The sequence below is a fragment of the Bittarella massiliensis (ex Durand et al. 2017) genome, from assembly GCF_001486165.1.
GTDB lineage: Bacteria > Bacillota > Clostridia > Oscillospirales > Ruminococcaceae > Bittarella > Bittarella massiliensis.
Window position 1 is genome coordinate 956,572 of the sequence record NZ_LN908977.1, and the last position, 22,441, is coordinate 979,012.

13 protein-coding genes, 1 pseudogene and 1 CRISPR repeat array are annotated in these 22,441 nt (G+C 67.7%); of the genes and pseudogenes, 4 read left to right on the forward strand and 10 right to left on the reverse strand.

Features of this window, described 5'->3' with window-relative positions; genetic code table 11:
- Window positions 1-168 precede the first annotated feature (168 nt).
- Window positions 169-887: a CRISPR direct-repeat array (repeat unit 35 nt; unit sequence GGTCTCCCCCTCACGCAGGGGGAGTGGATTGAAAT).
- Window positions 888-1,530: 643 nt separating this feature from the next.
- The 4 genes from BN3266_RS11485 to BN3266_RS11495 all read right to left on the reverse strand — a co-directional run bounded on the left by BN3266_RS11485 (window position 1,531) and on the right by BN3266_RS11495 (window position 5,527).
- On the reverse strand, window positions 1,531-2,208 hold the full coding sequence (locus tag BN3266_RS11485) for a peptidoglycan-binding domain-containing protein (protein ID WP_059005236.1): 678 nt from the start codon (window positions 2,206-2,208) through the stop codon (window positions 1,531-1,533).
- Between the two features lie 145 nt (window positions 2,209-2,353).
- Window positions 2,354-2,959 (reverse strand): AAA family ATPase, encoded by a 606-nt coding sequence (locus tag BN3266_RS14115; protein ID WP_195891636.1) that lies wholly within the window; start codon window positions 2,957-2,959, stop codon window positions 2,354-2,356.
- On the reverse strand, window positions 2,934-5,033 hold the full coding sequence (locus BN3266_RS14175; protein ID WP_059005237.1) for an ATP-binding cassette domain-containing protein: 2,100 nt from the start codon (window positions 5,031-5,033) through the stop codon (window positions 2,934-2,936). The genes BN3266_RS14115 and BN3266_RS14175 overlap by 26 nt, the downstream gene beginning before the upstream one ends.
- Window positions 5,030-5,527, reverse strand: a complete 498-nt coding sequence (locus BN3266_RS11495) for a GNAT family N-acetyltransferase (protein ID WP_059005238.1) — start codon at window positions 5,525-5,527, stop codon at window positions 5,030-5,032. The genes BN3266_RS14175 and BN3266_RS11495 overlap by 4 nt, the downstream gene beginning before the upstream one ends.
- Before the next feature lie 172 nt (window positions 5,528-5,699).
- On the opposite strand from BN3266_RS11495, the gene BN3266_RS11500 reads away from it, so the two are divergent.
- The 4 genes from BN3266_RS11500 to BN3266_RS11515 all read left to right on the forward strand — a co-directional run bounded on the left by BN3266_RS11500 (window position 5,700) and on the right by BN3266_RS11515 (window position 8,926).
- On the forward strand, window positions 5,700-6,890 hold the full coding sequence (locus BN3266_RS11500) for a CynX/NimT family MFS transporter (RefSeq protein WP_059005239.1): 1,191 nt from the start codon (window positions 5,700-5,702) through the stop codon (window positions 6,888-6,890).
- Between the two features lie 559 nt (window positions 6,891-7,449).
- Window positions 7,450-7,758, forward strand: a complete 309-nt coding sequence (locus BN3266_RS11505) for a PadR family transcriptional regulator (protein ID WP_242861770.1) — start codon at window positions 7,450-7,452, stop codon at window positions 7,756-7,758.
- Window positions 7,755-8,552, forward strand: coding sequence for a DUF2812 domain-containing protein (locus BN3266_RS11510; protein WP_059005240.1), 798 nt, complete (start codon window positions 7,755-7,757; stop codon window positions 8,550-8,552). The genes BN3266_RS11505 and BN3266_RS11510 overlap by 4 nt, the downstream gene beginning before the upstream one ends.
- Window positions 8,553-8,620: 68 nt before the next feature.
- Complete coding sequence (locus BN3266_RS11515; protein WP_059005241.1) at window positions 8,621-8,926, forward strand: hypothetical protein; 306 nt, start codon at window positions 8,621-8,623, stop codon at window positions 8,924-8,926.
- A 1,019-nt stretch (window positions 8,927-9,945) separates the two neighbouring features.
- On the opposite strand, the gene BN3266_RS14355 is transcribed toward BN3266_RS11515, so the two are convergent.
- The 6 genes and pseudogenes from BN3266_RS14355 to BN3266_RS11545 all read right to left on the reverse strand — a co-directional run bounded on the left by BN3266_RS14355 (window position 9,946) and on the right by BN3266_RS11545 (window position 22,414).
- Entirely contained in the window at window positions 9,946-15,060 is a 5,115-nt protein-coding gene (locus tag BN3266_RS14355; RefSeq protein ID WP_075109747.1) for an EAL domain-containing protein, read from the reverse strand.
- 223 nt (window positions 15,061-15,283) lie between these two features.
- Window positions 15,284-16,642, reverse strand: coding sequence for an amidohydrolase (locus BN3266_RS11525; protein ID WP_021658771.1), 1,359 nt, complete (start codon window positions 16,640-16,642; stop codon window positions 15,284-15,286).
- Window positions 16,643-19,752: 3,110 nt separating this feature from the next.
- Window positions 19,753-19,903, reverse strand: a pseudogene (locus tag BN3266_RS14580) (DNA gyrase subunit A); the annotation flags it as partial.
- A 123-nt stretch (window positions 19,904-20,026) separates the two neighbouring features.
- The gene (locus tag BN3266_RS11535; protein ID WP_059005243.1) at window positions 20,027-20,899 is read right to left on the reverse strand and encodes a hypothetical protein; all 873 of its coding nucleotides are present in this window, start codon (window positions 20,897-20,899) and stop codon (window positions 20,027-20,029) included.
- A 52-nt stretch (window positions 20,900-20,951) separates the two neighbouring features.
- Window positions 20,952-21,398, reverse strand: a complete 447-nt coding sequence (locus tag BN3266_RS11540) for a phage holin family protein (protein ID WP_242861771.1) — start codon at window positions 21,396-21,398, stop codon at window positions 20,952-20,954.
- An 11-nt stretch (window positions 21,399-21,409) separates the two neighbouring features.
- Window positions 21,410-22,414 (reverse strand): LysM peptidoglycan-binding domain-containing protein, encoded by a 1,005-nt coding sequence (locus BN3266_RS11545; RefSeq protein ID WP_059005244.1) that lies wholly within the window; start codon window positions 22,412-22,414, stop codon window positions 21,410-21,412.
- Between the last annotated feature and the right edge of the window lie 27 nt (window positions 22,415-22,441).

Here is a 22,441-nt window from a genome sequence, read left to right on the forward strand (position 1 = left end):
GAAGGGCAAGCAGACAGAAAACACCCGGGCCCTTCGCATCGGGAAAACGCCAAAAGCAGGGCGAAAAAAGGGTCGCTCAAGGGGTAGGCGGACAGGGCGGTTGACAGCAGATTGGGAAAGTTGTATGGTAAAGATAATCAAACGGTCTCCTTTTTTGGGGATGTTTGCTGTCTCCCCCTCACGCAGGGGGAGTGGATTGAAATATTGTGCCGCTGTAAAGAGTGGGGACAAATCCCAGTCTCCCCCTCACGCAGGGGGAGTGGATTGAAATAAAATTGGGGTTGAAGGGAGAGAGACCGCAGACGTCTCCCCCTCACGCAGGGGGAGTGGATTGAAATACCGCCCGGTAGAGGTCATAGGGGATACAGAAGTCTCCCCCTCACGCAGGGGGAGTGGATTGAAATCGTCCTTAGACTGGATACGTCCGGCGATGATTTGGTCTCCCCCTCACGCAGGGGGAGTGGATTGAAATCGCTGGCTGGCGGTGTCCTCGACCAGCCCGACCTGGGTCTCCCCCTCACGCAGGGGGAGTGGATTGAAATTTCAACGGCCTCATCAGCGAGAAGCTGGTCCGAAAGGTCTCCCCCTCACGCAGGGGGAGTGGATTGAAATCTCGTCATCGTCCTGGAGCGCCTGCCACCCCTGCCGGTCTCCCCCTCACGCAGGGGGAGTGGATTGAAATTGATTACCCGCAAATTAATTAAGGGGTGATGCGGCGTCTCCCCCTCGCGCAGGGGGAGTGGATTGAAATTCAGCAAGCGGTGCTTCCGCGTCGGCCAAATCTCGTCTCCCCCTCGCGCAGGGGGAGTGGATTGAAATATGCTGACCACAATGTCGGCCAGCTTTTCGCGGGTCTCCTCCTCGCGCAGGGGGAGTGGATTGAAATTTAGATTTGCGAGCCAAGGGTATTGGGCTCAGGATGTCTCCCCTCGCGTAGGAGGAGTGGATTGAAATTTCTTTTTTCGGCCCTGGCTGCAATTGGACTACGTCTCCCCCTCGCGCAGGGGGAGTGGATTGAAATACGGTATTTCGTCACCGACTCGTTGAAATTGTGCGGGTCTCCTCCTCGCGTAGGGGGAGTGGATTGAAACGCGATTGCGAACGGCAAAGGCGGCGTAGGGAAAAGGTCTCCCCTCGCGTGGGAGGAGGGGATTGAAATGAGGAGCTAGACCAGTTTGCAGGCCCAGAAGAGAGTCTCCCCCTTGCTCGTGAAAGTGGGCATTGCTTAAAACCCGCTGCCTTGCGTCCCTCTACTCCCGGCTTTCAAGTCCTCTTCTGTTTTGAAAAAGTGGTCGGCAATCGGGCTCTCGGTGGCGCGCCCCTCCCCGCACGAGAAGGGCAACTCGCATCGCGGCTTTGGCCTCGGCGCTTTTGACGGTTTCGCCTTCCCCCTCCCGGGGAGTGGTCCCGAGCTGCCGCTCCAAGGCCGGTGGGCGGTGCCGCGACCCCCACCATCGAAAACGTCCACCAAACCCAAAGAGAGAGGGGAAACAGGCCGTTTCCCCTCTCTCTTTTTGTCGGCAGCCGACCCTAGTCCACCACGCCGGGGGTGCGGCCGATGCCCACCACCTCGCTGACCAGGCGGCGCCAGGTGGCGCAGCCGACGATGCCGTCGGCACTCAGTCCGTTGCGCCGCTGATAGTTCACCACGGCGGTGCGGGTGTTCTGGCCAAAGTAGCCGTCCAGCGAGCCCGCCCGGTAACCCAGGGCGTTGAGGGCGTCCTGCAGCACCAGCACATAGGTGCCCACGCTGCCCACCCGCTGCAGGGGGTAGCCCGCCGAGCAGGCCGGCGGGTTGGTGCGCTTGTCAAAGTGCACCCAACTGGGGGTCATGCTCAGCGGCTCGACATAGACCCAGACCCCCAGGGACTGGGCCAGGTTGTGCAGCCGCCGCCGGCAGGTGCTGCCCAGGTTCTGCCCCACGTCAAAGGAGACGCCGGCGTAGTGCTGGCTCTGCTGGCCGTGGCCGCCCTCCCAGATGCGCTTGAAGGCGTAGCCCACGTAGATCCCCTGCCCCCAGGAGCGGCGGGTGGCGTTCCAGGACTCCATGGCGGCGGTGTTGGTCCAGAGGGTGTTGGAGCGGGAGGAGCCCCGAAACTCCTTGACCAACAGGGTGCGCCCATAAGAGTAGGGCATGGGGTCGTTTTCGCCCCGATTGTAGGTCTCCATCCGGTTGGAGCCCACGTTGTATACCAAAATTCTAGCCATATCAATCACCTGTACCTTGTTTTGTGAAGTGGAGGATGCTCATCACCAGTCTATGTTTCCCTCCCCCAGGGGTGATTGCAGGCGAGAAAAGAGCAGGCGACGGTTTTTTTCCCCGCCGCCTGCTCTCCTGTTCCCAGCCGTGTCTCTATTTGGTTTTCGGCAGTTTCATCCCCTGTAAAAAGGGGGCCAGATGCCGCCCGGTGAGGGAGGCGGGGGTCCGGGCCACCTCCTCCGGCGTGCCGGCCGCCACCAGCCGGCCCCCCTCCTCCCCGCCTCCGGGGCCCAGGTCGACGACCCAGTCGCAGGCGGCGATGAACTGCAGGTCGTGCTCCACCACCACGGCGGTGGAGCCCCCCTCCACCAGCCGGGTCAACAGGCGCAAAAAGCCGTCCACGTCGGCCGGGTGCAGCCCGGCGGTGGGCTCGTCGATCAGGTAGAGGGCCGGCTCCCCCCGCCCTTCCCAGAGCTGACAGGCCAGTTTCAGCCGCTGGCACTCCCCGCCCGAGAGGGCGCTGGACGGCTGTCCCAGGGGCAGGTAGCCCAGCCCCGCCTCGGAGAGGAGCCCCAGGGGCCCGGCGACGGCGGGCAGGTCGGCAAAGAGGGCCGCCCCCTCGTCCACCGACAGCTCCAGCACCTGGCTGATGTCCTTCCCCCGGCAGCGCACCGCCAGCACCGGCGGCGAAAACCGCCGCCCCCCGCAGACCGGGCAGGGCAGTTGCAGGTCCTCAAAGAAGAGGAGGTTGCTGCTCACCTCCCCCAGCCCCTGGCAGTGCTCGCACCGGCCCCCGGGGCTGTTGAAGGAGAAGTCCGCCGCCGTCAGCCCCGCCTCCCGCGCCTCGGGCTGGGCGGCAAAGAGGTCCCGGATGGGGGCGAACACCCCCGAATAGGTGGCCGCGCAGGAGCGGCGGGAGCGGGCCAAAGGCTCCTGCCCCACTGCCACCACCCGCCCGGGGCGCGGTCCCGACAGTCTTCCTCCCCATCCCTCCCCCTCCCCCCCCCCTTGCAGCGTACCATACACCATCCTCGTCTTCCCCCACCCCCCCCTCTCTCTTCTTCTCCTCTTTTTTTTTCTTCTCTCCAGGTCTCTTCCCCTCCCCGCCGTGCTGCCACCGTCCGCCCTTCCCCCTCCCGCTCCCCCTCCCCCCTGGCCGGCCCCCCCCCCCCCCCCGCCCCCCCCCCCCCCCCTCCATCTCCCTCCCCCTTGTCCCCTCCTCTTCNGCAGCACCCGTCTTTTCTGGCAGAGTTTCAGCCTCACCTTCCTCGCCCTCATCGCGGTCTTTGCCCTGGCCTTTGGGCAGCTGGTGCAAAAGCCCGCCCTGGAGGAGCGGGAGAAGCAGGCCCAGGTGGTGGAGGCAAACTACGCCTCGGGCACCAATCTGCTGCTCTGCCTGCGGCCCGAGGAGCGCAGCCTGCCCGACGCCTTTTTGTTGGTGGGGATCAACGGGACCAAGCGGCAGTTGGCCCTGACCGTCCTCCCCCCCTGCTGGAAGGTGTCCTTTGCCAACCGGGAGGACAGCCTGCAGCAGTGCGACCCAGTCGGCGGCGGCCATCACCTCCAGATCGTGCTCGATGACCAGGACGGTGTTCCCCTGGTCCCGCAGCTCCCGCAGGGCGGCGATGAGACCGGCCGTATCCGCCGGGTGCAGCCCGGCGGTGGGCTCGTCCAGGATGTAGAGGATACCGGTGATCTCGGCGGCCAAGGCGGCGGCCAGGCGGACGCGCTGGCTCTCGCCCCCCGAGAGGGTGGCGGAGGGCCTCTCCAGGGTCAGGTAGCCCAGCCCCAGCCGCTCGAGCCGCCCCAGCTTGGTCCCCAGGTCCCGCAGGTAGGGGGCGGCCAGGGCCCGCTCGGGGCCTTCCAGTTGGCCGTCGAGCGCTGCCAGCCACCCGGCCAGCCGGGCCAGGGAGAGGCCCGCCAACTGGGGCAGCCGCATCCCCCCCAAGGTGGCGCGGCGGGGGGCCGATTTCAGCCGCTCGCCGCCGCAGGCCGGGCAGGTCTGGCGGGTGAAGTACCCCTCCAGCCGGGAGGCGCCCCCCTTCTTTTCGGCGTAGCGCCGCCAGAGGTTGGGGAGCACCCCCTCAAAATCGCCCCCCTTCCCGTCCCCCTCCAAAAGGAGGGCCCGCTGCCGGGGGGTGTAGGCGGAGAGGGGGGTCCCCTCCTTCAGGGGGATGTGCAGGCGCTGGGCCGCCCGGCCAAACCGCTGGGCCTGGTACTCGCCGTAGCGCCCCTCCCAGGGGGCCACCGCCCCCTCTTCCAGGGCGCGGTCCTCCCGCAGCAGCCGCCCCAGGTCGGGCTGCAGCGAGACCCCCAGCCCCCGGCAGCCCTCGCAGGCCCCCGCCTCGGTGTTGTGGGAGTAGTCGCTGCGCCCCAACAGCCGCACCCGCCGGCCGCAGTGGGGGCAGAGGAGGTGACTGTGGTACTCGTCCCCCACCCGCTCCACCTCCTGGGGGTAGAGGGCCGGGCGGATGGTCCGGCCGCAGTGGGGACAGGGCTGGCAGGCCAGCTTTTCAAAGAGCATCCGCAGGTCGGTGTAGATGCCTGTGGCCGTCCCCAGGGTGGAGCGGGGCCCGGCGGTGCCGGTGCGGGGGGCGATGAGCACCGCCGGGCAGAGCCCGCTCACCCGCTCCACCCCCGGCTTGGCGATCCCCTGAAGGGCCATGGCCTCCAGGTACTGGCGCTGGCACTCCCGGTGGAGCAGATCGACGGCCAAAGTCGATTTGCCCGAACCCGAAGGCCCGGTGAGGACCACCAGCTTCTCCCGCGGGATGTCCAGGGAGAGGTTTTGCAGGTTCCCCTCGGTGGCATTTAAGATGGAGATCGGCCTCATTCCCTCTCCCCCCTTCCCTGCGGGGGGAACTTCTCCATCCGCACACAGCCCCCCTCGTCCACCTGCATGGCCCCGCCCTTGAAGCGGTAGCCCATCTTCTGGTAGAAGGGCCAGGCGGTGAGGGAGGCGGGCACCTCCACCCGCTGGGCGCGCAGAAAGTAGCCGTCCCCCTCCAGCGCCCGGACGATCGCCCGCCCCACCCCGCGGCCCTGCGCCTCCGGGGAGACAAAGACGGTGAGGAGGATGCTCTCCCGCACACTGCCCCAGTAGGGGGCCACGGTGCCGCAGCCCACCGGCCGCCCGCCCAGACAGGCCACATAGCTGTGCCCCTGGCGGGCCCTCTCCCGCAGGGTGTCGGGGCCCAGGCCGGCGGCCATCTCCTCGATGCGCGAAGGGGGGTAGTCCCGGGCGTTGACCTCCCGCAGGGCCCGCAGGATCAGCTGGTGCACCGCCGGCAGGTCTTCCTCCCGAAACCGTCTCACGTCGATTTTCATCTCTCTCCTCCTCTCCCCTCTTGGGGGTGTGTTGTCCCATCTTACCGCCTAGCGGCGGGGATGGCAAGGCGGGCGGAGAAATTTTTGCCGTTTTTTTGCCCAGGCTGTCCCCCCGGGGGCCGCTCTGTGCTAAAATGAGGAGAATATTTTTGGAAAAAGGAGCGGATCTCTCTTGAACGACAAGCGCAAACAGAGCCTGCTGGTCCTGGGCATCGTCCTCATCGCCTGCAACCTGCGCGCCCCCATCACCTCGGTGGGGCCGCTGGTGCCCACCATCCAGGGGGACACCGGCCTCTCGGGCACCTGGACGGGGATGATCACCACCCTGCCCCTGCTCTGCTTCGGGTTGGTCTCCCCCTTTGTCAGCCGCCTCGGCCGCCGGTTCGGCGGGCCCCAGGCCGTCTTTGGGGGGATGGTGGCCACCGTGGCCGGGCTGGTCATCCGCTCCTACTGCGGGGTCTGGGGGCTCTACCTGGGCACCCTCCTCATCGGCTCGGGCATCGCGGTGAGCAACGTGCTGATCCCCAGCATCATCAAGGAGGACTTCCCCACCCGCGCGGGCACCATGATGAGCGTCTACACCACCGCCATGTCGGTCTTTGCCGCCGCGGGCTCGGGGGTCAGCGTCCCCCTGGCCGCCGGGCTGGGGCTGGGCTGGAAAAACGCCCTGGCCTCGCTGCTGGTGCTGGCGGTGCCCGCCACCCTCCTCTGGCTGCCCCAGCTAAAGGGGGGCGCGGGCAGGCAGGGCGGCGGCGGGGGCGATCTCTTCCGGCGGATGCTCCGCGACCCCCTGGCCTGGAAGATCACCCTCTGCATGGGCAGCCAATCCCTCCTTTTCTACGCCGTCATCGCCTGGCTGCCCTCCATCCTCCTGGGGCGGGGGGTGACGGTGGAGCAGTCGGGCGGGCTGCTGACGGCCATGCAGTTGGTGGGGCTGCCCGCGGCCTTCTTCATCCCCCTGCTGGCCGACCGGCGGCGGGACCAGCGGCGGATCGCCGACACCGTCACCGCCCTCTTTGCGGTGGGCTTTTTGGGGCTCTGCTTCGGGCGGGGGCTCTGGGTGCTGACCCCCTGCCTGCTCTGCCTGGGGTTTGCCCAGACCGCCTCCCTCAGCCTGGCCCTCTCCTTCTTCGTCTGCCGCTGCCGGGGCGGGGAGGAGACCGCCGCCATCTCGGGGATGGCCCAGTCGGCGGGCTACCTCCTCTCGGCGGTGGGGCCGCTGCTCTTCGGCGCCCTCTTCGACTGGACCGGCTCCTGGGTGGCGCCGCTGGTCTTTTACGGCGGGGTCATCCTCCTCTACGCCTACACCGCCCACCAGTCCAGCAAAGACGTCTACCTGCTGGACGGGGATGCTGAACGGTAGACTTTTCCAAGGGACAGACAGGCTGGGATACAGCCTGTCTGTTTCTTTTTTGGAGGGGACTGGTGGGGCGGGCGTCCGCCTGGGGAGGACTGGGAAGGACTGGAGAGGGCACGGGGCCTCTCGACAGCCCCCCTTCGGATGGCCGCCGTCGGGGAGCGCCCGCGCAGAGAAAACCGGCGGCCCGGGAGTGGGACGTCCTCTTTCGGGCGACATCCCCGCCTGTTCCCTTGAAAAGGGAACGCCGAACCGGAATAGAGGCCGCCCGCGCGCAGTCGGAAAAGGTGGAAAGGGGCGCTGGGGAGCCGTGCCCCCGCCTTGCCCTGCCTGCCAAGCAGGGGAAAAGATGGGCCCTGCATCCCCGCGGCAGGAAAAATGAGGGACAGGGGAGATTTTCGCGCCCTCTGCCCTCCCCTCCTTGCAGGGCGTCGGGGAGGCGAAGGGGCGTTTCCCCTCCTCTCCCCGAACCGGCCCCTCCCTATTGCCAGCAGCGGCGATCTGTGCTATTATTCTGTCAGGCGATATATCGCGTCGCATAATAGTTGGAGGGGAGGGGAGCGCGGTGGCCGAGACACAGCCCATGAGCGAGGCCATGTACTACGCCCTGCTGGCCCTGACCGAGCCGGGCCACGGCTACGCCGTCATGCAGCGGGTGCGCGCCCTCTCGGGCGGGCGGTTGAAGATGGGTCCAGGCACCCTTTACGGGCTGCTGGCGCGGATGAAAAAGGAGGGGCTCATCGCCCTGACCGCCGAGGGGGCGCGGCGAAAGGTCTACGCCCTGACCCCCGCCGGACGCCGGGCCCTGCTGGGCGAGTACCGGCGGCTCAAACAGATGGTGGAGGACGGAGCGGGATTGGAGGGGTACCAGTGAAGAGGCGATACCGGTTTCACCCCGGGGACTACGCCCTGGGGGAAAATGAGCAGTTTTACACCGAGATGGCGGCCCGCGGCTGGCTGTTGGAGAGGCGGGGGGCCTGGCTGAGCCGCTTTCGCCGGGGGGAGCCCGCCCGGCTGCGCTACCGGGTGGAGCTCTCCTGCCCCGGGGTCTTTGACGAGAGCAGTGAGCTGCCCGAGGAGCAGCGGTCCCTCTACGAGGCCTGCGGCTGGCGCTTTGTGAGCCGGGGCGGGCTGGTGAACGTCTTTTGCGCCCCCGAGGGCAGCGGCGCGCCCGAATTTTACAGCGACCCCCGCCAGCAGGCCGACACCCTGAAGGCCCTGCGGCGAAACTACCTGTTGGGCTGGCTGCCCTTTCTGCTGCTGGCCGCCCTGCAACTGGCGATGGGGGCCGCCCTCTTCGGCGGCGCCGGCAGCGCCCTGGGCCGGTGGGCGGTCTCCCTGCGGCTGGCCTGGGTGACCGAAACCGCCCTGGTGGCGGCCTTCGCCCTCTTTTTGCTGCGGGAACTGACCGCCCTGCTCTACAGCGAGGTGCGCACCGGCCTTCTCTACCGGCGGCTGCGCCGGGGGATCCCCCTGGACCACGCGCCTGGCAGGCGGCAGCGGCTCTACCGGGCCATTCGCGGGGCGCTGCTGGCCGGCTGCGCCGCCTTTGCCTGGCCGTCCAGTGGGCGTCTGGCCGCCCCGCCCCTCTGCCCCAGACCCCCCAGGGGCCCTATCTGCTGCTGGGCGACCTGGGCCACCGGGGGGAGCGCACCACCCTGCCGGTAAAGGGGGGCGAGAGCACCCTCTCCCACACCCGCTCCCTGCAAGCCGAGCAGTGGCAGACCCGCGAATTTTTGCAGGAGGGGGAGCAGAGCCCCTGGCTCTACCAGCAGGTCTACCGCTTGGGGAGCGAAAAGGAGGCCCGGGCCCTCCTCCCCCTGCTGCTGGCCGAAGCGCCCCTTGCCCGGGACCCCAGCGCCTTTGCCGCGGTGCAGGCCCCCGGTTTTGACGAGGCCTACTGCGCCGGGGCCGAGTGCGCCGCCCGGCGGGGGAACACCGTCTACTTCATCACTTACAGCGGCCTTATGGACCACCCCGAGCAGGGGGAGGCGCTCTGGCAGACCCTGGCCCAGCGGGAGGCCGCCTGGCGGGAGGGATAGGGCAAAACCGGGCGGAGCCGCCCGCTTAAAAAGGGCGCTGCCCGGGAAGGCACACCTGGGGGGATGGCGGCCCGCCCCCCTGCCAAAATGGCAAGGGCTTTGGCAGAGGAGGATGCGACGCCCCCGGTGCGGCGGAGGGGAGCGGATTTTCTCCCCCCTTCTCCCGCCCCGCCTCTCTCGGCGAGGGCCCGCCCTGTCCCCTCTTTCGGGAAAGGGAGACCCCTTCCCCCACAGCGGCGGAGGGCGAAGCCGGGCGTATGGCAGATTTCAGCTGGCAGACTTTGTCTCCCCCCTCTCTTTGACAGAGGAGAGGGCGGTCTCCCCCTCTTGATGGGGACATCGGGCGAAACCGGAAGGGGCGCAGCCAGCGAGGTCTCCCCCCTTTGGCCGGGAAATCGGAAACGCCACGAGCGCCCCCGAGAGGCAGCGATCTGCTCTCGGGGGCGCATCTTTTTGGGAAAGCAGCGAAAACTTCAGCGAGTGCCTTTGGGGGAACGTGGGGCCCCCTTCCCCTAAAGGCTCTTTCTCCTCCCCACCTGACAAGGCGGGAATGACCTCCCCCTTTCTCCCCCAGCAATCCGTCCTCTGACCGGCTCTTTCCCCTTCTTCTTAGGTGAAGGGATGGAAAGCCCTCTCCTCCCCGAGGATGCTCTCTCCTCCCCACCCGACAAGGCGGGGACGGCCTCCCCTCTCTCCCCCGGCAATCTGTCCTCTGACCAGCTCTCCCCTTTTTTGGTGAGGAGATAGGGGGAGATAGGCGGCCTCTCACGATGGGGGCATCGGACGAAACCAGAAGGGGGCACAGCCAGCTACATCTCCCCCCTTTGGCCGGGAAATCGGAAATACCACAAGCGCCCCCGAGGAGCAGCGATCTGCTCTCGGAGGCGCTTGTTTGCCGCCGGTCCTGGGCGGGGGCGGTTCGACAGGGCGGCGGGGGCGGCTTTTGCCGCGGCGCATTTCAAGTCTTCATCTGCACGGGGTGTAGCCGGGCCGCACTGTGCGAATGGGGCGCCCCGCCGTCACCCGGCACTCTCCGGGTCCCCGTCCAGCTCCCCGCGGGGGGCGGGGGACATCCCCTTCCCCGCCAGCTCATAGCGGACCGACTTCATGTCCGAATGGTACTTGTAAAAGGCGTTCTTCCCGCCCATCTTGGCGCTGAAGAGGGCCATGTCCGCCTTTTGGTAGAGCTCGTCAAAGGTGCGCCCCTGCTCGGGCGCCATGGCAAAGCCCGCCGAGATGGAGAAGACGATGGTGTGGTCCTGGGCCTTGTAGCTGACCACCATCGAGCGGACGACGGCGTCCAGCTTGCGGATCACGTCCTCCTCCCGGATGTTCTTGCACAGCACCAAAAACTCGTCGCCCCCCACCCGGCAGAGGATGTCCTCCCCCCGGAAAAAGCCCCGCAGCCGCTCGGCGTTCTGGGCGATCATCGAGTCGCCGTAGGCGTGGCCGAAGACGTCGTTGGCCAGCTTGAAGTTGTCCAAATCAAACATCAGCAGCGCCGCCGGCTCCTCCCGCTGGGCGGCCAGGTACTCCTCGATCTTGGGGATGGCGGCCCGCCGGTTGTAGAGGCCGGTCAGGGCGTCGATCTCGGCCAGTTGGGTCAGTTTGAGCTCCTGCCGCTTCTGCCGGTCGATGTCCATGACGAAGAGGTAGGCGAAGACGTCGGGCGAACCCTCCAGCTCGGCCAGGTGGACCATCAGCCGCATCCAGTTGGCCTGGCCCCGGTAGAGGCGCTGGTAGTCCATGCTGGCCAACTGCTGGCCCTGGCGGTAGCACGCCAGCAGCCGCTCCCGGTCGCAGAAGGCGGCGAACTCCTTGCGGAAGGAGGGGAGCACCAACTGCCGGCCCACGTGGTCCAGCAGCTCTTCAAAGCAACTGCCGCCGCGGTAGCCGGTGTCCGTCCGCCAGGCCCGGCCGTCCTTCCCCACCGAGACGGTGTTTTGCTGCAAGTTGGCGCGGAAGTCGTAGACCGCCTGCCCCCGCAGCAGCTCGAGGATCTTGCGGTCCTCCCTGCTCTTGAGGGACTCGTTTTTCTCCCGGGTGATGTCCCGGTAGTAGCCCACGGCCCGCGCCGGGCGGCCCTCCCCGTCGCAGATGGTCTCGCCGGCGGTGTGCAGCCAGCACAGTTCGCCGTCGGCCCCGGTGACGGGGAAATCGCAGGCAAAGCGCTCCCGGTCGCGCCCGCCCTCAAAGGACTTCAGGTAGGCGGCGATGCGCTCCCGGTGCCCCTCGGGCAGGCCGGGGTGGGCCAGAAGCCGCCCGGCAAAGCCCGCCACCCGCTGGTCCTCCCCCGCCACCGGGCGGCCCAAGATCCGCTCGATCACCGCCCGGCCGCAGGTGGTGGAGAAGGTGAGGGCGCCGGTGCGCAGGTCCCAGTCCCAACTGTCGATGCCCGCCTGGCGGAGGATGCTCGAGAGCTTCTGACCGGCCAGCCAGAGCTCCCGCTCCTTCTCCTTGACGGTGGTCACGTCCCGATTGGTGCAGAGGTAGGTGACCTCCCCCTCCCCCTGCTCGATGCAGCGGCCGTCCAGGGAGACCCAGGCCCGCCGGCCGCTGGGAAGGTCGAGCCTCGCCACCTGGTGGAACTCGCCGCGGGCGGCCACCGCCGCCACCATCTCCCCCCGCAGCCGCTGCCAGTCGCCGGGGGCCAGGTAGCCCTCGTACCGGTGGGTGCGCAGCATCTCCTCGAACTGGCCGGGCCGGCCGCCCAGGTCGCGAAAGAGGCCGTCGGCGATCACCCGGACGCGCTCCCTCTCGCCGCGCACCTTGAGCAGGAAGATGTTCTCCGGGGTGTGGGCCATCAGCAGCCGCATCTTGTCCCGCAGCTCCACCGTCTCGGTGATGTCGACGACCATCCCCTGGAAAAAGTGCTTGCCCTCGTACTCCATGTACCGGCTCTGGTCGATGACCCAGCGGTAGCCGTCCTTGCCGCACATCCGGTACTCCATGGAGCGGTCCTTCCCCTCGCGCTGGAGGTTGTCGCCCCCCATCTGCACCAGGGCGCGGTCGTCGGGGTGGACCATCTCCAAAAACTTGTTGTCAAAGCGCTCGCCGATCTCCTCCCGGGTGAAGCCGAACATCTCCAGGAACTGGTCGCTGATGTAGAGGAAGCTGTACCCGGGGTCGTCGTCGCAGCGGTGGTAGGCCCCCGGCAGGGCGTGGTTGAGGAAGTCCAGCTCCCGGTTTTGCTCCAGCAAAAAGGCGTTGCGCTCGGCCAGCCGCTGCTGGGCGGCCATGGTCTGGGAGATGTCGGTACAGGCACTGACGATGGCCAGGCGGCCGTCCTCCGCCTCGATGACCCGGCCCTTGTCCAGGGTCCAGAACCAACTGCCGTCCTTGCGGGGCATCCGGTAGGTGGTGGTGTACTCCAGCCCCGGGTAGTAGCGGGGGCCGATGTCCCGGGTCACTGCCGCCAGGTCGTCGGGGTGGATGGTATTTTGCACCCGGTGGCCGATGGCATCGGCGAACTCGTCGTAGCTGTCGTAGCCCAGCAGCTGCACCATCTCCCGGTTGGCGAAGTAGAGGGGGAACCCCTCCTCGCAGTAGCCGCCGATCATCCCCCCGGGGCTCATCTGGGCGAAGATGGAGGCGGCGGCGCGGCGGTTCTCCTCCGCCAGCTGCATGAAGGACTCGTCGTTCTCGGCCACCCCCACCACCGCCGAGAGGGCCTGCTGGGAGGAGGCCAGCTGCTCCTCCTGGCGCTTTTGCTCGCTGACGTCGCTCACCGAGCCGTAGTAGAGCCGGTGGCCCAACTGCTCCCGCAGAAAGAAGGTGCGCAGGTGCAGCCAGATGGTGTCCCCCTCCTCGGTGAGGTAGCGAAAGTCGCCCTCGGCCCCGTTCAGGGGGCTGGCGTGGGCGCGACGGAAGATGTCCAGCGCCACCTCCCGGTCCTCGCTGTATACGCTCTCCATGGTGCGGCCGCGGCGCTCCTCCATCCCCTCGGGGGTGGTGCCGGTGACCCGATAGTACTGCTCGTTGACCTGCATCGGCTCCACCTGGTCGCCGCAGACGTCGTAGAAGGCGATGCCCCCCAGGATGTTGTTGAGGAGGATCTCGCTGAAGAGGTTTTCGTTGAGCAGCTCCCGGATCTGCAACATCCCCATCCGCTTGGTGTGGATGCCCCGGTAGTCGAAGTTGCCCTCGTCGGCCAGCAGGGCCTCCGCCTCGGCGATGGGCATGGGGCGGGCGAAGTGGTAGCCCTGGCCGTACTGGCAGCCGATCTCCAGCAGGAATCCCGCCTGTTCGGGGGTCTCCACCCCCTCGGCCACCACCCGCAGCCCCATCAGCCGCGCCATCCCGACAATGGCTTCCAGGATGCCCGAGCCCTTGCCCGCGCTCTGCTCGCGCATCTCCAAAAACTTCATGTCGATCTTGAGGACGTCCACATTCACGTCCTTGAGCATGTTCAGGGAGGAGTAGCCCGAGCCGAAGTCGTCCATCAGCACGGTGAAGCCCGCCTGCCGCAGTCGGGACACCGCCTCGGTGATGATGTCAAACTCCTCGGCGTAGGCGCTCTCGGTGATCTCGATGGCGATGAGGTGGGGGTCCAGCCGGTAGCGCTCGACGAGCTGCTGAAAGCAGGCCGCCACGTCCATGGTGTAGAGGTCCACCCGGGAGACGTTGACCGAGACCGGCACCGGCCGAAAGCCCCGGTCGAGCCACTCCCGCATCTTGGCGCAGACCCCCTCCCAGAGGGGGCGGTCCAGGTTGGCGATAAAGCCGTTTTTCTCCATCAGGGGGAGGAAGGCGCCCGGCGCCACCAGCCCCCGCTGGGGGTGCTGCCAGCGCACCAGCGACTCGAAGCCGACGATCTTGCCGGTCTTCATGTTGCACTTGGGCTGCAGGTAGAAGGTGAACTCCCCCCGCTCCAGCCCCCGCTGCACCTCGGAGAGGAGGTGGTGCTCCTCCTCCATCCGCCGCATCATCCCCGCGCCGTAGCGGCAGAGGCGGCGGGCATAGTTGCCCTTGACCGAGGCCAGGGCCAGGGCGGCCCGGTCGTACAGGGTGCGCACCGGCAGGGCGGGGTCCTCCACCCCGCAGACGCCGAAGGCCGGCAGGAACCCGGCATTGCCCCCCCGGCTGCGGGCCACCTCGGAGACCCGGGTCTCCAGCTCGTCCAGCGCCTCGGGCGCGTCGGGCAGCAGCAGGCAGAAGTCGTCGTCCCCCATATAGCCGGCGATCCCCCCGCGGTCCGCGGCCAGGGCCCGGAGGCAGGCGGCCACCGCCGCCAGGAAGTCGTCCCCGACGGACCGGCCGTGCCACTCGTTGAAGAGCTTGAAGTGCTCGATGTCCACCGCCACCACGCAGAGGGGGGACCCGCTGCCGGCGGCCACCGCCCCGTCCGCCGCGGCAAAGAAGGCGGCCCGGTTGTAGAGCCCGGTGAGGGGGTCGACGACGGCGGGGGCGAGGGCGGCCGCGGCCTCCTCCAGCTCCCTTCGCTTTTGGCTGTCGATGTCCTGCACAAAGCAGAGGACGATCTGCCCCTCCCCCGCGGCGCGGCGGAGGGGGACCACCGTCTGCAGCACCCAGCGCCAGCCGCCGTCGGTGCAGCGCTTGCGAAACTCCCCTTTTATGGAGCCCTCGCCCGCCAGCCGCTCCAACAGGTCCTCCAGCGACCAGAAGCGCAGGAAGGCGGCCCGGTCGTCGGGGTGGACCATCCCCTCGGAGGCCTCCCCCACCAGGTGGGTCAGCCGCCCTTCCGGGGCGGGGAGGAGGTACTTGTCCCCCTCGCGGTAGAGGATGCGGTAGCGGTCCTCCCCCAAGTCCAGCTCGAACAGCTCGTCGTAGACCGAGAGGCTGGTGAGGCCGTAGAAGAGGCCCTTGTTGTCCTCCTGGATCTCCCGGGCGAGGACGATGTCGCACTCCCCTTCGCCGGGCCACTCCAGCTTGCCGGTGCTGACCTCGACCCAGCGGCGCAGCCACTTGTTGTAAAAGACGGTCCCCTCGCCCTGCCCGCCGTGCAGGGGGCAGCCGGGGCAGGGCCCCTCCTCCCGGCAGAGGGCGCGGTAGCAGGACTGCCCCAGCCGCAGTTCGGGAAAGGTCTCCCCCAGCGCCCGGTTGAAGTGGACGATCCGGTGGTCCCTGTCGATCACATAGATGGCGGTCTCGCTGCCGCCCATTTGTCTGTCCATATTGCCCCATCCCGATCCTGCCCGCCGCGGCAGGGGATCGCTTTCCTTTTTGTATACAATTTATTATACGACCTCTGTCCGGGATGGTCAACCGGCCCTCCTCTCAAAAAGGGGGAAAAAAGAAAAGGGGCGGAGAACGGCCCCCCTCCCCCCGCCCGGCAAAAAAGCGCCCCGGCCGGATGCGGCCAGGGCGCTCTCTTTTGCGCAGAGGGGGTTGGGGGAACTAGTCCTCCAGCAGGGGCAGGGGGTCCATCTCCATCTCGATGGTGCCCAGCATGCTCTCCATGTACTCCACATAGCTCTCGCGGTCGAGCTTGGGCTGGTAGATCTCCATCAGGTGCCGGGCGCCGGCGGCGTCGCCCTTGAGCAGGTGGTAGGCGGTGAGGGCGAAGAGCTTGGCGGGCAGGATGTAGGCGATCTCCTCGTCCACCACCTCGACGTTGTTGTTGTGCAACTGGCCGGTGAGGCCGGTGGTGTAAAACTGGATCAGGGGCATGATGGCCGACACGTCGCCAAAGTCGGTGGAGCCGGTGATGTGCTCGCTGGCCGGGACCTCTTTGACCCGCAGGGGCCTGTCCTCCCCCACGGCATCGAGGGCGGCCTGCAGGGCCGACACGTCGGGGCAGGGCTGGGTGGAGAAGTAGCCGGGCAGGGTCTCGATCTCCAGCCCGCAGCCGGTGGCCAGGGCCCCGGCCTTGAAGGAGCGGTCGACCTTGGCGTTGGCGTCCTTCACCGCCTCCATGGTCTTGGCGCGCACGCAGTACTCCAGCACCACGTCGTCGGCGATGATGTTGACCGCGTCGCCGCCCTGGAGGTAGTAGCCGTGGCAGCGCACCGTGTCCTCGTCGCGGAAGCTCTCCCGCTGCAGGGCGATGCCGTGCAGGGCCAGCTCGGCGGCGTTGAGGGCGTCGACCCCCTTCTCGGGGAAGCCGGCGGCGTGGGCCTTGCGGCCCTTGAACTTGACGGTCTTGTTGACAAAGACGTTGGAGGAGCAGTTCATGATGATGGCGTCGTGCTCGGCGTCGGTGTCGCTGTGGTGGCCCAGGGCCACATCGATGTCCTCAAAGGCGCCGATGCGGATGAGCTCGCACTTGCCGCCGCCGTAGCGGGCCTTGCCCTCTTTGCGCAGACCGTTTTTGTAGTCGATGTCCACAAACTCCTCCGACGGGGTGGACATGAAGACCACGTTGCCGTCGAGGGCCTCTTTGACCTCGGGCACGCTCAGGGCCAGGGCCGCGCCGATGGTGGCGGTCAGCTGGGCGTGGTGGCCGCAGCAGTGGGCGGCGCCGGTCTCGGGGTTGGTGTCCTTGTGGTTGGCGATGGGCAGGGCGTCCAGCTCGCCGATGACGGCCACGGTGGGGCCGGCGGTGCCCTTGGGCTTCAAGTAGCCCTTGGCGCCGGTGATGGCCAGACCCTCGTCCACCTCCATCCCCAGGTTTTTGAGCAGCTCGTTGAACTTGCCGGCGGTACGGAACTCCCGGTACCCCAGCTCGGCGTGATGCCAAATATCCCGGCCAAAGGCCACGATCTGCTCGCGGTTTTGGTCGATGGTTTCGATGATCTTCTTCTCGATTTGATCCAATGAAATTACACCCCTTCAGTCACATAGTCTGACAAAATAACCGTTGTCGCCCCCTATTATACCGCCCGGCCGCCGCCCTTGAAAAGAGCAGCGGCGGGAGTTCGGCACTTTGGCACAACAAAGCAGTAAAATTCTGGGGTGATTGCATAAAAAACCAGTGGGAGCAGGCGACCCGTCCCTCCGCCCTGCCTGTCGCACCCGCGAAGGAGAGCCAATGCCTCCCTCCCCCCCGTGGGAGCAGCAGAAAAGATGCCCACCCCTCGTCGGCGAGGGCGTTCCGATGGCGGGCAGAGCCGGGGCGGCACACAAAAAAGGCGGTCTCGGTGGCGCGGTGGACAGCGCCGGAGAGGGCTGGCCGTCACCCTCTGCGGCTGGGCTACAAAAAAGGTCCACAGCGCCTGCCACTCCGCCTCCTTTAGTGAGAAACTCTGGTCAATGAGGGCTGCCCGGCAGCGGGCATACTGGAGCGGCTCCCCAAAAGAGCGGGCTCTTCGGCGCTGGCCACCGCGCCGAAGAGGGCTGCCCGCCCTCCCGCTGGTGAGGGGATGGAACAGTCCGCCCTATGGGCAACAAAATGGCCGCCCGTGCCCACCGGTGGCGTGGCAGGGCACCCCTCCCCTTGGGTGACAAACCGCCCGCCCCCTTTCTTCAGGAGCGGACGGCTCGCCTTTTTCCCCTCTCCGCGGGGCTGACAGCGTTCGCCCTCTCCCCTCTCGGCAGCAGATGGAGGGAAGGGCGACAGGGGGCGCAGACGGCTGTTTTCCGCCGAAGATGGGCGTACCGTCACTCTCTGCGGCTGGGCTACAAAAAAGCCAACAGCGCCTGCCACTCCGCCGCCTTTAGGAAGAAACTCTGGTCAATGAGGGCTGCCCCGGTAGCGGGCATGCTGGAGCGACTCCCCAAAAGAGCGGGCTCTTCGGCGCTGGCCACCGCGCCGAAGAGGGCTGCCCGCCCTCCCGCTGGTGGGGGGATGGAACAGCCCTCCCCGCGGGCAACAAAGGGCTGCCCGTGCCCACCGGCGGCATGACAGGGCACCCCTCCCCTTGGGCGGCAAACCGCCCGCCCCCCTTCTTCACGGGGCAGGCGGCTCTCGCCTTTTTCCCCTCTCCGCGGGGCTGACAGCGTTCGCCCTCTCCCCTCTCGGCAGCGGACGGAGGAAAGGGCGACAGGGGCGCAGACGGATGTTTGCCGCCGGAGACGGGCGTACCGTCACCCTCTGCGGCTGGGCTGTAAAAGGTCCACAGGGCCTGCTTCTCCGCCTCCTCCAGGGAGAAACTCTGGTCAATGAGGGCTGCCCCGGCAGCGGGCATACTGGAACGGCTCCCCAAAAAGGCGGTCTCGGCGGCGCTGTCTGCCGCGCCGAAGAGGGCTGCCCGCCCTCCCGCTGGCGGGGGGATGGAACAGCCCGCCCTATGGGCAACAAAATAGCTGCCCGTGCCCACCGGCGGCGTGGCAGGGCACCCCTCCCCCTGGGCAGCAAACCGCCCGCCCCCTTTCTTCAGGAGCGGACGGCTCGCCTTTTTCCCCTCTCCGCGGGGCTGGCAGCGTTCGCCCTCTCCCCTCTCAGCGGTGGAGGATGGGATGAATGGGCTGGGGCGCGGACGGCTGTTTGCCGCCGGAGACGGGCGCACCGTCACCCTCTGCGGCTGGGCTATAAAAGGTCCTCAGCACCTGCCATGCCGCCGCCTTTAGGGAGAAACTCTGGTCAACGAGGGCTGCCCGGCAGCGGGCATGCTGGAGCGACTCCCCAAAAGAGCGGGCTCATCGACGCTGTCCGCTACACTGAAGAGGGCTGCCCGCCCTCCCGCTGGTGGGGGGATGGAACAGCCCGCCCTATGGGCAACAAAATGACCGCCCGTGCCCACCGGCGGCATGACAGGGCACCCCTCCCCACAAACAACAAAAAGCCGTCCACCCCTTCCTTCACAGGGCGGACGGCTCTCGCCTTCTCCCCTCTCAGCGCCGGAGGGCGGGAAGGACGGGCAGGGGCGCAAGCGGCCGTTTGGCACCGGCGGCGAAGTCGCTGTCAAACCCCTGCGGCCGGGTCACAAAAAAGGTCAACAGCGCCTGCCACTCCGCCTCCTCGGGGGAGAGCCCTTGATCGATGAGGGCGTCCCGGTAGCGGGCATAGCTGGAGCGGCTCCCCAAAAGGGCGGTCTCGGCGGCGTTGTCCACTGCGCCGGAGAGGGCCGACCGCCCCCTCTCTCTGGCAATCTTCTGCAAACCTTCCAGCTGGTCGGGCTTGGTCTTCCTCGTCGGGAGCAGTTTGTTCGCCAGCCACTCTGAAGCCCCTCCGGCAGTGGCCGCCAACAGGGCCTCATCGGCGGTGCCCCCGTTGGCAGCCGCCCGCCAGCCGCTCTCCCCCGCCGCCTGGGCGATGTCCAGGGCCAGCGCAAGGGGGGCGCCCGCCGGGGCGTGGGTGAGCGACTCCCCCATGTCCATCGCGCCGTTGATGAGCATCTGCTGCCACGCCGGCCGGCCCTCGGTCACCCCCTCCCGCCCGGCATTTTTTGCAATCGCGCCGGAAAAGAAGGGGGCGTAGGGGTCCACCGGCTCGTACTCCCCCGTCACGGCGTTTTTCAGGCCCTGCCCGACGATGGGGAGGACGGCCAGCGGGCCGAGCACGCCGCCGGCGAGGACGCTCTGCGCCGCCCCCAACACCGGGTGTTCGCGGGCGTTCTCCTTCACCTGCTCGGCCAGCTCCTCCCCCTCCCGCCGGTTGAGGGAGCGGTCCAGCAGCTTCAGGTACCGATCCGCCGCCGCCTGGTCGCCCTTTCCCAGGTAGTAGTTGTAGTCCTTTCGCTCCTGGTCGGACAACTGTCGGTACTTGGCCTGTGCGCCGTCGTTGTAGGTGATCGGGACCCCGCCGGCCCCATTGTCCACAAAGGCAAAGGCGCCGGGGTTGCGGTGGGCGAACTCCACCGGGTTTTTCACCGTTCCCCGGGTGAAGAGGGGCTCGCTGTCCAGGCTTTTCCCCTGGGCGGCCAGCTCCTCGTAGTCGCTGTTCCCGCGCACCGCCTGCATCTCCTCCAGCTCCCCTTGCGCCCTTGCCGCCGCCCGGGCGTTCCTCAGCCAGTCGGCAGCCTGCCGCTCCTGCTGGGCCTGGGTCTGTACCTCCTCGTAGCGCAGGGAGAAGTCCTGCGCCAGGCGGACCATGGCGTCGTAGACCGCCGCGTCGCCGTGGGGGTGGTAGCTGCCCATCCACGAACCGACGGTGTCGGCGCACTTGCGCAATGCCTTGGCCGCGGTGCGACCGCGCTCGCCCATCTGGCCCCTTCCCCCAACTAATCTGCTCAGCCCGCCGGGGGCCTCCCCGCGCAGCCGGGCCAACAGCCGCTCCTCGTCTTCGCTCAACAGGCGAAATCGCTCCATCTCGTCCCCTCCTCAGTACAGGTCGCCGGGGGCCCCCGCCAGCCCGGCGATGGCGGCAAAGTCGCTGCCGCCAAATTGCTTTTTCAGGTCCGCCAGGGCCTGGGCCCAGGCCTGCCGCTGGATCTGTTCGATCTGGCCGTAGGTGCCGGCCCGTCCCACCCCCAGGGACTGGGCGTAGCTGTCCACCCGGTCGATCAGGGAGCGGGAGTAGTGCTTCTGCTCCGCCGCGGACAACCCCCGTTTCCCGCTCGTCGAGCCACCGCTCGTCTGGGCGTAGCTGGGCGCGCTGGAGCGGGCGCTGGCGGCCGCCGCATTCGCCAGCTCCCGCTGAAAGGCCTGCTCCTCCTTGCGGATGCGGTCCTCCCGCTCCTGCTGCTCCCGGCGGAGCTGGTCCTCTCTCTCCTGTTGCAGGCGGCGGAGCTGGTCCTCCCGCTCCCGCTGCAGCCGGCGCAGTTCCTCCTCCTGAACGGCGGCGGCGATCTTCTCGTTCCACCTGGAGGTAGAGGCGGCGATCTGCTTGCCGGTGTCGTAGCCCAGGTCCTTGATTTTGGCCTCGATCTCGGCCATCTTCTTCGCCTCGTCCAAATCGGCCGCGTTCAGCGCGCCCCGCAGCGCCGTGTCCTGGCGGATGCGGGAGGTCTCGGAATAGCCCGAGCGGGGCTCCTGGTAGACCCCGCCGGCCAGCCCCTTCTGGGCCAGCACCTCGTTGTTGCCGATGGCCGAGAGGCGGGCGTTGGTGTAGGTGTCCCCCCGCAACTTGGCGGCCGCCTCCTTGATGGGGTCTTTTTGCTGGTTCAGCACAGCCGTCTGCTGGGCCTGGGCCAACTCGTACAGCCGCTTTTCCTCCTCCATCGACTGGCGCAGCTGGTCAATATAACTGGACATGGCGTCCCCTCCTTCACTCAAAAAAAGGCCCCGCCGGACGGCAGGGACCCTCTCACTCCGACTTTCCGGCCCCGTCCGCCCGGGATTGGAGCACCGAGATGGCGCCGGCGATCACCTTGGGCACCGGCACCCCCATCAAGCCCACGTTCTCCACCACCGAGAGCAGCTCGTTGGCCAGAAAGGCCAGGGCCGCCCCGTCCCGGATGAAGCCGGTGCCCATCACCAGGTCCAGCCGGGCCGCCAGCAGCACCACCAGCAGCATGGCCCCCTTGCGGCAGAGGCCCTTGAACCCTGCCCGGCTCTCCAGCGAGCCGTCTGCCGACTTGCCCGAGCGGTGAAAGACCCCCGTCACCACCAGCCCGGTCAGGTAGTCGGCCCCCATGACGATGAGCAGGGCTGTGAGCATCTGCGACCATCCCCCCATTGCGGCGGAGACCGCGCCGCCCACTGTCCCCACAGCCGCCAGCACCCACCCCTTGATGTGTGTCATCTGTTCCATTTCTGCTCCCCCTATCTCGGAATGTCCAGCACCTGTCCGGGGTAGATGGTATCCCCGGACAGGCCGTTTGCGGCCTTGATTTCCCCGTATCTGCCGCCGCTGCCCAATTCCCGGGCGGCGATGGCCCAGAGGCTGTCCCCCCTTTGAACGGTGTAGGTCCTGCCGCCGGCAGGTGCCTGCCCGCCGATTTGAATCACCTGCCCGGGGTAGATCCGGTCGGGGTCGGCGATTCCGTTGCGCTCCGCCAGAGCAGCCACCGTGGTGCCGTAGGTTTGGGCAATTCCCCAGAGGGTGTCGCCTTTTTGAACAGTGTAGGAGACGTTCCCCTCCGGCTCAGAGGGAGCAGGCGCGGGGGCCGGTGCGGGCTCGTCCTCCCCGCCCTTTTCCCAGCCGTTGAGCCCGGCGGCCTGGATGATGGCCGGATAGTCCTTGTAGGCGATGTCACAGTCCACCCGGCCGGAGATGCCCGGCACCGCCCCGTCGCTGGTGTGCTGCCAGATTCCACAGGGCAGGCTGGGCTCCTCCACCCCCCAGTGGGCCAGCCAGAAGTCGTACTTTGCCAACTGGTCGGCGTACAGCCGGTTCTGGTGCCAGTCCCGGTTGGCGTACCACATGGCGTAGTAGCCCGCCCCCTCCAGCCGGGCACAGACGGTCTTTACAATGTCGGTGGCCAACTGACGGCCGATGCCGCCCCGCTTGGCCTTGTAGCCGTCGGCGTCCTCCATGTCGATGGCGATGGGGTAGCTGGGCTTCCTCCCCTCCAGCAGCCGCAGCAGATGGGCGGCCTCGCTCTCGGCCTCCTCGACGCTCATGGCGTAGCTGTAGAGGTAGGCCCCCCAGGGGAGACCCGCCGCCTCGCACCCGGCCACGTTTTGCAAAAAGCGCTCGTCGTCCTGGCCCTCCCGGTCCGAGCCGTATCCCGCTCGAAGCAGGGCAAACGCCACCCCGGAGGCCGCCACTTTGCCCCAGTCGATGTCCCCCTGGTGTTTGGAGACGTCAATTCCCTTTCTTTCCACTCTCGATCCCTCCCTAACCATTTGCGG